The organism is Planococcus sp. SSTMD024, assembly GCF_041320495.1.
GTDB lineage: Bacteria > Bacillota > Bacilli > Bacillales_A > Planococcaceae > Planococcus.
Map to the genome: position 1 here is coordinate 842,447 of NZ_JBGGNS010000022.1, position 12,191 is coordinate 854,637.

Genomic DNA, 12,191 nt, shown 5'->3' on the forward strand with positions numbered 1-12,191 from the left:
TTATCGCCGCTTCCTCACCTGGGAAGCGGTGTTTTATTTTGCCCAAAAAAGGAGAGAGCGACATGACATTTTGTAAAGAAGTCCGGTTGGAATGTGCAGATTTATGGGACGCCAGTTTTGAACACCCGTTCGTCAAAGGCATCGCGAAAGGCGATTTGCCGCTCGACGTTTTCAAATTCTATGTTATGCAAGACGCGTATTACCTGACGCATTTTGCAAAAGTACAGGCGATCGGTGCGGCCAAAGCCAAAGACCTTAAGACCACACAGTCATTTGCGCATCACGCGGAACAGACCTGCGCCGCGGAACTCGCGCTTCATGAATCGTTTATGGAATTGCTCGGGGTGACCGAGGAAGATTGGAGACTATTCGAACCCTCGCCGCACGCTTATGCATATGTCTCGCATATGTACCGTTCGGCAGAAGGCGATCTGGCCGACGTGCTCGCAGCCTTGCTTCCGTGTTACTGGCTTTACTACGAAATCGGCGAACGCTTGAAGACCGCAACGCCCGAGGAACCGATTTTCCAGAAATGGATCGGCACATACGGCTCCGAATGGTTCGGGGAACTGGTGAATGAACAAATCGAACGGATGGACCGATTGGCAGAAGGATTGCCGGAAGAGCGGCGTAAGGAATTGAAAACGCGCTTCAGAAGAAGCAGTTATTATGAATGGCAGTTCTGGCAGCAGGCGTGGACAATGGAAACTTGGGAGCTGCCGGCTCAAAAGGAGAGTGTTCGCCATGATTAGGGAATTGCGCGCAAAAAAACCATTGATTCATTGCATCACCAATCACGTCGTCTCGAACTTTCAGGCAAACGGCCTACTCGCACTCGGCGTCTCGCCGGTCATGGGCGACGAACAGCAGGAAGTGGCCGAACTCACGGGACACGCCGATGCCCTATCGCTCAATATCGGAACGATTACGGAACGCTCATTTGAAAGCATGCTCATCGCAGGACGCGCGGCGATGGAAAAAGGCATCCCGGTCGTGCTCGATCCGGTCGGTGCCGGCGCGACGAGCTACCGGTTGCAGGCAGTGAAGCGATTGCTTGCGGAACTCGACATCACACTGCTCCGCTGCAATGCCGGTGAACTCGCGGCCATTGCGGGAGCGGACTGGCAAGCGCGCGGCGTCGATGCCGGGGAAGGCCAAGTGGATTTGGAAACAATCGCCAAACAAGTGGCCGATGAACATCAAACGCTGGTCGCGGTGACGGGGAGCCGTGATTTGGTGACGGACGGTGAACGCACCGAGCACATTACAGGCGGAGACCCGATGATGGCGTCGGTCACTGGAATGGGTTGTTTGCTCAGTGCGGTGCTTGCCGCATTCTTGACCGACGAAGAATCTGCCCCGCTTGATGCGCTTGCGTATGGCTTGCAGATGTATGCGAATGCAGGAAGCCGCGCGTCGAAAGTCGCCTTGAACCCGGGAACATTCCAAATGGCCTTTTTGGACGAACTATCGAAACGACAGGAGGCGGCACTTTATGGACGCTAAAGCGCAAGTACTGACAATCGCGGGATCCGATTCGGGCGGAGGAGCGGGCATACAAGCAGATTTGAAAACCTTCCAGGAACTCGGCGCATTCGGCTGCTCGGCGGTAACGGCGGTGACCGCCCAAAACACATTGGGCGTTCACGGCATTTACCCGATGGACCGAAAAGCGGTCAAAGAACAGCTCGATGCCATCGGGACGGACTTCGACATCCGCGCGCTCAAGACCGGCATGCTGTTTGACGCCGGCATCATCGAAGAAACGGCACAAGGCATCCAGCGCCACGGCTGGGAAAACCTCGTCATCGATCCCGTCATGATCGCCAAAGGCGGCGCTTCTTTATTGCAGCAGGAAGCGGTCGAAGCAATCAAAACGATGCTTGTGCCGCTCGCTGCCATCATCACGCCGAATATCCCGGAAGCAGAAGTGTTAAGCGGCATGGACATCACAGACGATGCCTCACGCAGACAGGCAGCGGAAGCGATTTTATCGATCGGTGCTAAAGCCGTCATCATCAAAGGTGGCCACAGCAGTGACCCTGACGTTGCGGAAGACTTTTATTTGGATCGTCAAGGCACGGTGATCTTGCTGCGCTCAGAACGTCTCCAGACCCAACAGACGCACGGGACGGGCTGCACTTTTTCAGCGGCGCTGACAGCCGAACTCGGCAAAGGCAAATCGGTAGAAGAAGCCTTATTCACCGCAAAAGAATTCATCCAGGCAGCTCTAGCGTATCCGCTTCACATCGGCCATGGCCACGGCCCGACGCACCATGCAGCCTATAAGGAATCATCAGTAAAGGAGGTTGTTCATCTTGTTCGGGAATCCAGCGATTTATTTTCTAATGGGTACGACAAACGCCGGTACTAAAGAGCCGCTCGCGCTGCTTGAAGAAGCGCTTCAAGGGGGCATCACCCATTTCCAGCTGCGCGAAAAAGGGCGCGGGGCGTTGACGGATGACGCGCTCGTGGAGTTCGCCGCCAAGTGCAAGAGCTTATGCCGTGAATACGCTGTGCCGATGTTCGTCAATGACGATGTCGACTTGGCTTGCGCAATCGAAGCGGACGGCATCCATATCGGGCAGGACGATATGGATTGCGGGGCAGTGAGGAAGCGGATCGGCGCATCGATGGCGCTCGGTGTTTCGGTGCATTCGGTCAAGGAAGCGAACGAAGCGCTGACATGCGGCGCCACCTATCTCGGGATGGGGCCGGTGTTCGGAACGCGCACGAAAAGCGATGCAAAACCGCCTGCGGGTGTCGCAGAAATTGTTCGAGTGAAAGCTCAATACCCGAATGTGCCGGTCATCGGCATCGGCGGCATCGAACCGGGCAACGCCGAAATGGTCTGGCGGGCAGGCGTGTCGGGCATCGCCGTCATTTCTTCCATCGCACAGGCCCAGGATGTGGCAGGGCAAATCGAACGCTTCAAACAATCGATTCCGGGGAGGCGTGTCGGATGAACACGAGAAAACTCGTCCTTATGGCGATGTTCGTCGCACTTGCCGTCGCCGGCTCCGCGTTCGTCTGGTTCCCGGCAGGCATTGCGCGTGCATATCCGGTGCAGCATGCGATCAATGTTATCGCGGCGGTCGTCTTCGGGCCAGGGCCTGCGGTGGTCATTGCCTTATTGACCGGCGCCGTTCGCGTCTTGACGGGGACCGGCTCGCTGCTCGCGTTTCCGGGAGGCATGGTCGGCGCGTTGCTTGCCGGTGTCTTTTACCGCTACAGCGGACGTCTCGGGTTTGCGGCAGCTGGTGAGATTCTTGGCACCGGCATCATCGCCTCGCTCGTCGCGGTGCCTTATGCACGCGTTCTGATGGGAACCGAAGTCGGCGCTTTGTTCTTCATGCCGCCATTTCTCGTATCGAGCATCAGCGGGGCAGTGCTTGGCGTCATATTGATGTACCGTTTGGAGAAAACGAAAAGCAGTAAATTATTGGCGTAAAAGAAAGAGTTAGAAAACCGCATTTTCCGAAGCTTATCGCTCGCTTTCCGTGGGCTCGCGCCCAAGCCTCCTCAGTCGCTTTGAAACCCTTGTGCTCCCACATCTGCGTAGCAGATGCGTCGCAAATGAATGTTCTCAGCTAAGCTTCGCCCATTCATTCCTTGCGGGGTCTCGGTCGTCTCGCTGATCCACTGGAAAGATAAGGTCGACCTATGGGAGACATTATCTTTGCGAAAGTAATGCGCAGCATTATTGAGCAGAAGGGTTTACGAGCGAACGCTTCTCCAAATACTTAGATAGATCATTGATTTTTGAATGTCGAGAAGATGATCCCATTCTAATTCATGAACTTATTCAACACTCTAATAAGGATTGGCTTACAAAGCCGATCCTTATTTATGTCTATAAATCCTTCTACTTGAACTAAGAAAACGATTATAGTATTATTAGTTTTCATAAAGGGGGTTCGGCTGTGAAAAATCGGATTATACAGGCGTTTATCGAAGAAACGAGAAATAACGGCATCAAATTTACGATGGATGATTTGGCAAAACGGCTGGGCATCAGCAAGCGCACCTTGTACGAGAACTTTTCATCCAAACTGGAAATCCTGGAAACGATCATCGACCAGGCCTTTTCGGAATATGAACAGCGAGCGCACGCCATCCGTGAAGACGATACCCTCGGCTTGCAGGAAAAAATCCATCAACTGATCGTCCTCATCCCGAACCACAATGACTTTTTCGATTTGCGCGTTTTGGAGCAGTTGAAACGCTATTATCCGGAACAATGGCAGCGCGTCGACCGGGAAATGAATCAATGGGACGACTTGAAGCAATTGCTTGAAGAAGGCATGGAAACCGGCCTGATCAAACAACAGAACATCGACTTGTTGATGAAAATGATTTTGAACGTCGTCAATATTACCTTGGACCAACAGTTCTTCTCGGAACAAAGCATTTCCATCAAGGAAGCCGTTGAAACGATGAGTGAATTATTATTGGACGGCTTCGTCAAAAAAGAATAGGAAAAATACTGGCTAACTAAGGCCAGTATTTCTTCGGACTGAAAAAACTAAAAAAACAAATATAGTTTTCAGTGTTTTAAAGAGCTAGGAGGCAATTTAACATGGCACAACAATCTATACATCGTTTGGATAACGAGTCGGTCGGCAAGGCATTCGTCCGTTATTTAGTACCCTCGACCATCGGCATGCTGCTGATGGCCATCAATATCGTCGCGGACGGCATCATGGTCGGCAACCGCCTTGGCCCGGTCGCACTCGGCGGCGTCGGCATCGCGGCACCGGTCTATACCTTATTTGTCGCGATGTCCTTATGGATCGGCATCGGCGGCGCCACGAGATTCTCTGCCCTCATGGGAGCGAAGCGGACAGAGGAGGCACGTGTCGTCTTTTCACATGCGATGGCTTCGATTTTTGCGGTGACGCTTCTCATCGGCCTCGTGGCATTTCCGTTTCGCACGGAGCTCGCTTATTTGCTCGGGGCCAATGCGGAAACCTATCCATTTGTCTCCGATTATTTGTACTTGATGCTGCTGTTCGGCTTCGTCTTCACAATGGAAAATGCCCTCAGCATCATGGTGCGCAATGACGGCAGCCCGAACCTCGCGATGGTGTCGCTCATCACGACGTCTCTTTTGAACATCGGCTTGAATTACGTGTTCTTGTTCGTGTTGGATTTCGGCGTCAAAGGCGCGGCCGCTGCCACCTTGCTCGCTGCATTTGTCGGCATGCTCGTCTTGTGCACGCATTTCTTTAAAAAAGGCAATCAATTGCGCTTTGTCCGGTTCAAGCCGAACCGCAAATTGCTTCTGTTGATACTCGTCATCGGCTTCCCGAGTTTCTTGGCGGAAGTGGGCATGTCGGTGTTCACCATTTCGCATAATAATGTCTTTGAACGCCTGGCAGGAACGGAAGGTGTTGCGGCATTCGCGATTCTCAACTACGTCCACAGCGTCATGCTGCTCGCATTCCTTGGAATGGGTTCGGCCATCCAGCCGCTGGTCAGCTTTTACAGCGGGGCGAAGGACCAGGCGAAGATCAAGAAGACGCTGCAATTGGCGATTGGAACGGCATTTACGGCAGGCTTGCTGTTCTTCCTCTTCGGGCAATTTTTCGCAGCCGCCATCGCCAGCGTATTCGGCGATTTCCCGGACGCTGTCATGGAACTCGCGACGTCCGGCATCCAGCTGTTCTTTATCGCGTACCTGTTCATGGGAGCCAATTTCGTCATGATGACTTATTATCAATCAACCGGCGAAATCCGCATGGCGACATGGATTACTGCGGCGCGTGAAATTGTCGTGCTGTTGATCTTGCTAAGCATCCTGCCAGTGTTTTTTGGCGTCACGGGTGCATGGCTTGCGATTCCCTTATCGGAATTGATTGTTTTGCTGACAATCGTTTACTATCAAATGAGGCAGAAAAAGAAAACACAGTTCACTGCAGATATGACGGCGCAATACAAATAAACCATTTCAACAGCTGAGGGGGATGAGGAGATGCAACTAGCGAAACAATCGTTTCAAGTAAAAGGCTTGGATTATTGCATTCGAAGTGCGGAGATCCAAGATGCAGCGCAGTTGGCGAAAGTCCGTTTGCAGATCGACGGCGAGACGGAAAATATGGACCGCGAGCGGGGAGAAGCTTATTTGGATCGAGAAGCTTTCGAGCGCCTCATCGAAGAAGATGCGAAAAGCCTACGGAATTTATTTCTTGTGGCCGAAGTGGACGGGCACATCGCCGGGTTTTCCAGATGCGAAGGAAACGCGCTGAACCGCACGAAGCATCAAGTGGAGTTCGGTGTCGGAGTGCTCCAGCAATTCTGGGGCTATCGCATCGGCCGCAAGCTGTTGGAGTCATCGATCCACTGGGCGGATGCACAAGCGATCAAAAAGATGAACTTGAAAGTGCTCGAACGCAATGAAAAAGCCATCGAGTTGTATGCACAGTGCGGCTTCGAAGTGGAAGGCGTGCTGAAGATGGACAAGCGCTTAGCAGATGGCAACTATTACGATACCGTAATGATGGGGCGGATCCGCTAATCATAGGATCATAATAAAAGACCGTGTTTACGCTTGGGCGCAGACACGGTCTTTCGTTATTTCCTTGCTTTGATGATAAAGCTTGTCGGGAATTTCTGCGCTTTGTACAGCGAGTAATAGCGGTCCGATACTTCCGCTTCTGTATCCTTCAACTCATGCGGAACATCCGGCTCGACCACTTGCTCGATCTTGAACCCAGCGTTCACCAAGGCGTTTAAATACGTGCTGAACTTGCGCTTTGGAATGGTCATCGGCGCATTCTCGCCTTTAAAATTGGCGTAATGTACGCTGCCTTCATCCTGATAGGAGCCGTTCAATGAAACGAGCCCATCTTCACTTTTCAAGTGGACATAGAGCGGATGATCCCAACTGAAGATGAAGGTCCCGCCAGGCCGCAAATAGGAATAAATCAATTCGAAGGTCCGGTCGAGGTCCACCGTCCAGCCGATCGCATAGATCGAATAGACAATATCGAAATATTGTTCCGGCAGCCCGATGTCTTCTTCCATCGCGGCGCAATAGAGCTGGGCATCCAAACCCTCTAACATCTCTGTTGCCTGTTCGATTTGCTTATCGGACAAATCGACGCCCCATATGTCCTTTGCCCCTTGGCGGTTCATGTAAAGCAAGGAATGGCCGCTGCCACAGCCGATATCGAGCACGTTTTTGCCTTCAATCGGATCAAATAAGCGCAATTCTTCTTCGCTTTGCGAAAAGGGCCCATAGCCAGGCAGTGCATCGACGCCGTTAAAATGGCCGGCGACCGTATTCCAGCTCGTGCGGTTTTGTTTCAAAATGTCTGTGTTCACGTAAATTCCTCCTGTCCTTTAATCATTCTCGGGAAGCTAAAGAATCTCCTGCTTGCTGGACAAAGGAGCAGCGAATAACCCGGGCACGTTAAGGGTAAAGAAAGGCAGACAGCCAACACGAGAAATGAGGGGAATCACATGCCCATGATCTATCACGAAACGTATATTGAAGCACCGATCGAGCGCGTATTTGATTTGGCCAGAAGCATCGAAGTGCACATCGAAACGGTCTCGAACACCAACGAACGCGCCATTGCCGGCACGACAAGCGGCCTGATGAAACTGGGCGACTGGGTGACGTGGAAAGCGACGCATCTCGGCGTCCGCCAAAAGCTCACATCGAAAATCACCGATATGGAGCGCCCGTACCGCTTCAGCGACGCCATGGTAAAAGGCGCTTTTCATTCCTTTCACCACACACATGAATTTACCGAAAGCGGAAGCGGCACGCTGATGAAAGACTGGTTCGTCTACCGGGCGCCGTTTGGGGCCATCGGAAAACTGGCCGATAAATTATTTCTCGAACGCCATATGGAAAAATTCCTATCGACGCGCGCCGCCGAACTGAAGCGCATCGCGGAAAACCGATAAGCACGTAGAAAACCTATCCACATAGTCGCAGCGGATGGGTTTTCTTGTAGGGATTTTAGTTATCCGTAAATTCCAATTTGTGATAACGCAAGGCCTGGTCCAATTTATTGTAGACATCGATTTCGCCGAAGTTGACGCCTAATTGGATTGCGGTCTGGGCGATTTCCGGGCTGATGCCGGCGAGTGCCGTGCGCACGCCGATGATTTTCAAGCCTTCGATCAGCTGGAAGATCTGGTGGGCGACCATCGTATCGATGATCGGCACGCCGGAAAGGTCGATGAACAAACGCTCGATCGATTTCTCATGGCATTGCTGCAAGACTTTCTCGAAGACGATTTTTGCACGGTACGTATTGATCTCGCCGATCAACGGAAGCAATCCACTGTCTTCTGAAAGCAGGATGACCGGTGCGCTCATTTCGACAATCATTTCCTGCTGGGCATTCAAACGGCGTTCGGCCGCTTTCGTATTCTGGTCGATGAACTCCAGGATAATGGCATTCGTCGTGTCGACCACGGCCTGGTTCCAGGCATTCAACTGGGCATGTGAAATGGTTTCTTCCTGTAATACCGCAAATTCTTCGATCAGCTCCAAATATTGCTTTTGCGTACGGAAAAATTCCTTGATGACCGAGTTGAACGGCGTCGACAAATGCGCTTCGTCATTGGCAACGCGCATGATCCACTCATGAAAAATTTCAACGCAATCTTCCTTGTCCTTGCTGAACGCGGAACAGAACAGCTCATGGAACTCATAGTTCTGCTGCTTCAGCTTCTCGATGGCCTGTGGTTCGGTTTCAGCGTAGACGCCACCCGCGGTTTTATCGAGTGTTTTGTACCATTGCTCAGTCAATCCTTTGGTTTTCTCCAGCAAAAAATCCTGTAATTCAATATTTTTGAACATCCGCTTCTTCTCCTCAATTGCACAATCATTCTTTGGTGAAGAATCATGCATGAAATAAATAGTATGATTTCAAACTATCAGTATTATATATACATACTATAGCAGATGAAAAAAATATGCACGAAGTCTTATGCTGGGATAGCGGACAAATCCTATAAGAGTGGAAATTTTTCTTGAAATTACGCCTCGTGCTGCGCTTTCTGTTTTTGGAAAAACGGTTTTCGCTCCAAGACGGGGCCGAGTTGGAACAACAAGATGCCTGTGCTGATCAGTACGACCCCGAGCAGCGATTGCCACGTGAACGGAACTTGCTCGAGCCCGAACCAGCCCGCCGTGTCCCACATCAAGCCGAAGAAAATCTGCGACACCATGACAATCGAGATCGCGCGGCTCGGGCCCAGTGCCTGGACGCCTTGCGTGACGCAGACGACGACTCCGACACCGAGCACGCCGCTGAACCAAAACCACGGCTCTGCCTCGAAACGGAATAAGCCCATGCCGTTAAATGAGAGGCCCGCGATAAACGAACCGACAAATCCAAGAAACAACACAAGTGCGGTCGTCGACCAGACGCTGACGTGTTGTTTCACGTTCGCATTGAATATATTTTGCAGGCAGACAAAGACGCCGCCTGAGAGGGCCAGTATGATGCCAAGAACCATGGGAGTTCCTCCTATTCGTAAATATTATGTCCCGCCTGATCCAACAAGGCGTCCCGGTCGAGCAAATCGATTTTGCCGTTATTGCGTTTGATCCAGCCGGACTGCTCAAACTTTTGGAGCACCCGGTTTAAATGGCGGTAGCTCGTGCCGATCAAGTCCGCCATATCGACAAGCGAAGGCGAATCAAGCCGCGGCTTGTCCGGCGTCATCGACAGCAAATAACTCGCCACGCGCACATCGACGGCGTAGAGCAAATTGAAGTTCAATTCCTGCGCTTTCGTCACGAACTTGCGCGTAATCGTCTCCAATAAAAACTGTTGGAAGGAGGCATTGCCGCTCATTTCATGATCCAGGGCGTGATGGGGAATGCGCAACAGCACCAAATCCGTCACGGCTTCCACCGTATTGATGAACGGGCATTTCTGCACGTATTCAATATCGCCGACAATGTCAAAAGGCGTCTTGAATGCCAGGATCAGCCGCTTGCCTTCCGGCGACAACATGGAAATCTTCAATTTGCCTTCGACAAGCAAGTATAAAGTTTCCGCTGAATCGCCTTGGGAGAACAATCTATGCCCTGCCGCAAAACGCTCGATCTGCATTGAATCGATGACGGCAGCAGGGAATAAATCGGCCAATCCATATTGGTGAAGATACTCGTTAATCGCCTGCATCGTTTTTCCTCCTTACCATTTCAAGACGAGAATGCCCGCAATCATCAGCACCACGCCGACAATTTGCGTCTTTCCGACATTCTTCTTCGCCATATGGAACCAGCCTTTGCCATCGATGACAATCGCCGCGATCAGCTGCGCGATCAGGAACAGGCTAATCGTCAGTGTCACGCCCATGCGATGGATGGCGGTCATATTGCTGAACAAGATGAACGCCGCAAGCAAGCCGCCCGAGGCATATAGCGGGGAAACTTTTTTCAACTGTTTGATCGAGGGGTCTTTTAGCGCCAGAACGATCAAGATCGCCAGCACAAATCCGGTCAGCTGAGTCATCGCCGCCGCTTGCCACGTGCCGATCTGGTCGCTGATCGTCGCGTTCGCCACACTCTGGAAGGTCAGGAAAAACCCGCCCGCCAGTGCAAATAGAATGCCTTTCATCCGGTCCCCCACCTTTCGTTAACTTAAGGATAATGGGCATGGTAAACGGATGGAAGGACATATGTCACTATAGGTGAAAATTTATGTACCTTATCCAATTCGTTAATGCTCTTTTAGATAGATGAATTAAAATAACTAACTATGTTGCTTCCAATATTATGTAGAAATTCCAGAGGCTTATTAGTATAGTAAAAGCACAGAGTTTAACGGTATTGGGACCTAGTAAACGAAAGGGGAATTGCATGAAATTCAGACACATCATTTACTTGACCGGCGCATTTCTCGTATTTGTCTTTTCGACGCTCGCCAGTTGGTATGAAGGCGGACAGCTGCGCGATATCTCTTGGGAATGGAAGTACTCGGCTGTGTTTTCCACTTGGCTGAACGGGCCCGTGAACGAGGCGAGCGACATCTTGGGGATCGACCATTTCGTCTACGCCGCAAAATTCGAGCCGCTTTTTCCTTTATTGATGGCGGCGTCATTCTTATTCATCATCTTCCAGCTATCGGCATGGCTATTGAAAGACCGCAAAACGACGCACATCATTTTCCTGTCGCTGATGGCGGTGGGCTTGCTCTTGATGAGCGCGATATTGCTCAACTCCCCGACAGTCGGGCTCACTTTGTTCTCTGGTTTCTTCGGACTGTCAGGGCTTATGACGCTACTGCTGATCCTGTACCGCAACAACCAAAAATGGCTGCGCAGGACAGCCGACCGGACAAACTGAGAATTCTTAATTTGGAGGTGTTCAAATGGAATGGTTGGTGAGACTCGTTCCAATTCTCATTATCGCAGGGATTGCCTACGGCGCATTTGGGCAAATCAAACAATCCTTCTTCATCGCAAAGTCAGTGCAATGGAATCCGACGAATGCCAAAACGGCAAGGGCCTAAAAAATTACCTTCAATCAAAAAAAAACAGCCTCCGGTTCAAACCATAGAATGGTCTCAACCGGAGGCTGGTTTGGAATTAAAGAAGGAATAGCAATAAGCACAAGCTCACGACAGTGGCGCCGAAAGAGATTTCGATTTTCGTTTCTTTCGCGCTTTCGCGTTTTACCTTGTGCACGACCGACAGGACAAACAGGCTGTAGAGAAACAAGAAGAAATAGAGGATTGCGTATAAAATCCAGCTGCTGTCCGTGATCCAATCGTTCAGAGGCGTGAACACCGCCGCTGAAATGAACACAACGACGGAGAGCGTGAGCAAGAGTCCAGACAACACGTTCATCTTGTTCCATAAAGGATGCGACAAGAAGCGCTCGCTTTTATTACTGTGGAAGACGAAAAACAAATGGATCAAGCTCGTACTCAGCAAGATGAACGTCAGCACAATCAGCATCGAGCTGATGGGCCCTAACGTGAGCGCGTTTCCGATATTGAATGAATAATACTCGGCTAGAACAGCCAGTGCGATCAAGCCGGCCAAAGCCGCCGCTTGATAAATAGTCCATTTTGAAAATAGCATCCAATTCTCCTTTTCGATGGCATTCAAAAATCCGGGTAATGCAAACAGACAGCAAACTATTCGCCAAGTGCGAACCCTGAAATAAAGGCTTGTCATTCGTTTTTCATACCAGCCTGATTAGCTTCTTT

17 protein-coding genes are annotated in these 12,191 nt (G+C 51.1%); 11 read left to right on the plus strand and 6 right to left on the minus strand.

The annotated features are described in order from the left end of the window. Positions 1-62 precede the first annotated feature (62 nt). The 8 genes from tenA to AB9R92_RS12915 all read left to right on the plus strand — a co-directional run bounded on the left by tenA (position 63) and on the right by AB9R92_RS12915 (position 6,517). A complete protein-coding gene (tenA, locus tag AB9R92_RS12880; RefSeq protein ID WP_370669824.1) occupies positions 63-752 on the plus strand; it encodes a thiaminase II in 690 nt (229 codons plus the stop codon). After that, positions 745-1,506 carry a hydroxyethylthiazole kinase gene (thiM, locus tag AB9R92_RS12885; protein WP_370669825.1) on the plus strand — a complete coding sequence of 254 codons (762 nt, stop codon included), beginning with the start codon at positions 745-747 and terminating at the stop codon, positions 1,504-1,506. The genes tenA and thiM overlap by 8 nt, the downstream gene beginning before the upstream one ends. Further along, positions 1,496-2,374, plus strand: coding sequence for a bifunctional hydroxymethylpyrimidine kinase/phosphomethylpyrimidine kinase (gene thiD / locus AB9R92_RS12890; protein ID WP_370669826.1), 879 nt, complete (start codon positions 1,496-1,498; stop codon positions 2,372-2,374). Before thiM ends, thiD begins: the two co-directional genes overlap by 11 nt. Further along, positions 2,319-2,966, plus strand: a complete 648-nt coding sequence (thiE, locus tag AB9R92_RS12895; protein WP_370669827.1) for a thiamine phosphate synthase — start codon at positions 2,319-2,321, stop codon at positions 2,964-2,966. Before thiD ends, thiE begins: the two co-directional genes overlap by 56 nt. Then, entirely contained in the window at positions 2,963-3,451 is a 489-nt protein-coding gene (gene thiW / locus AB9R92_RS12900; RefSeq protein ID WP_370669828.1) for an energy coupling factor transporter S component ThiW, read from the plus strand. The genes thiE and thiW overlap by 4 nt, the downstream gene beginning before the upstream one ends. A 472-nt stretch (positions 3,452-3,923) precedes the next feature. Further along, a complete protein-coding gene (locus tag AB9R92_RS12905; RefSeq protein ID WP_370669829.1) occupies positions 3,924-4,478 on the plus strand; it encodes a TetR/AcrR family transcriptional regulator in 555 nt (184 codons plus the stop codon). Positions 4,479-4,579: 101 nt separating this feature from the next. Beyond that, entirely contained in the window at positions 4,580-5,944 is a 1,365-nt protein-coding gene (locus tag AB9R92_RS12910; protein ID WP_370669830.1) for an MATE family efflux transporter, read from the plus strand. A gap of 30 nt (positions 5,945-5,974) precedes the next feature. Next, positions 5,975-6,517: a GNAT family N-acetyltransferase gene (locus AB9R92_RS12915; protein WP_370669831.1), complete on the plus strand. Its 543-nt coding sequence runs from the start codon at positions 5,975-5,977 to the stop codon at positions 6,515-6,517. Between the two features lie 56 nt (positions 6,518-6,573). Here AB9R92_RS12915 and AB9R92_RS12920 read toward each other — a convergent pair whose 3' ends face one another. After that, on the minus strand, positions 6,574-7,326 hold the full coding sequence (locus AB9R92_RS12920) for a class I SAM-dependent methyltransferase (RefSeq protein WP_370669832.1): 753 nt from the start codon (positions 7,324-7,326) through the stop codon (positions 6,574-6,576). Between the two features lie 138 nt (positions 7,327-7,464). Between AB9R92_RS12920 and AB9R92_RS12925 the strand changes: the two genes are divergently transcribed. Beyond that, positions 7,465-7,917, plus strand: coding sequence for an SRPBCC family protein (locus tag AB9R92_RS12925; RefSeq protein ID WP_370669833.1), 453 nt, complete (start codon positions 7,465-7,467; stop codon positions 7,915-7,917). 55 nt (positions 7,918-7,972) lie between these two features. Here AB9R92_RS12925 and AB9R92_RS12930 read toward each other — a convergent pair whose 3' ends face one another. The 4 genes from AB9R92_RS12930 to AB9R92_RS12945 all read right to left on the minus strand — a co-directional run bounded on the left by AB9R92_RS12930 (position 7,973) and on the right by AB9R92_RS12945 (position 10,595). Continuing rightward, complete coding sequence (locus AB9R92_RS12930; protein ID WP_370669834.1) at positions 7,973-8,821, minus strand: STAS domain-containing protein; 849 nt, start codon at positions 8,819-8,821, stop codon at positions 7,973-7,975. 179 nt (positions 8,822-9,000) lie between these two features. After that, positions 9,001-9,483, minus strand: coding sequence for a DMT family transporter (locus tag AB9R92_RS12935; RefSeq protein WP_370669835.1), 483 nt, complete (start codon positions 9,481-9,483; stop codon positions 9,001-9,003). 11 nt (positions 9,484-9,494) lie between these two features. Continuing rightward, the gene (locus AB9R92_RS12940) at positions 9,495-10,157 is read right to left on the minus strand and encodes a Crp/Fnr family transcriptional regulator (RefSeq protein WP_370669836.1); all 663 of its coding nucleotides are present in this window, start codon (positions 10,155-10,157) and stop codon (positions 9,495-9,497) included. Between the two features lie 12 nt (positions 10,158-10,169). Continuing rightward, positions 10,170-10,595, minus strand: coding sequence for a DMT family transporter (locus tag AB9R92_RS12945; RefSeq protein ID WP_370669837.1), 426 nt, complete (start codon positions 10,593-10,595; stop codon positions 10,170-10,172). A gap of 242 nt (positions 10,596-10,837) precedes the next feature. Here AB9R92_RS12945 and AB9R92_RS12950 point away from each other — a divergent pair, with 242 nt between their 5' ends. Both AB9R92_RS12950 and AB9R92_RS12955 read left to right on the plus strand, forming a co-directional pair. Further along, positions 10,838-11,323, plus strand: a complete 486-nt coding sequence (locus AB9R92_RS12950) for a DUF4306 domain-containing protein (RefSeq protein ID WP_370669838.1) — start codon at positions 10,838-10,840, stop codon at positions 11,321-11,323. A gap of 25 nt (positions 11,324-11,348) precedes the next feature. Further along, positions 11,349-11,489, plus strand: coding sequence for a hypothetical protein (locus tag AB9R92_RS12955; RefSeq protein WP_370669839.1), 141 nt, complete (start codon positions 11,349-11,351; stop codon positions 11,487-11,489). A 76-nt stretch (positions 11,490-11,565) separates the two neighbouring features. Here AB9R92_RS12955 and AB9R92_RS12960 read toward each other — a convergent pair whose 3' ends face one another. Continuing rightward, a complete protein-coding gene (locus AB9R92_RS12960) occupies positions 11,566-12,063 on the minus strand; it encodes a hypothetical protein (RefSeq protein ID WP_370669840.1) in 498 nt (165 codons plus the stop codon). Positions 12,064-12,191: the final 128 nt, after the last annotated feature.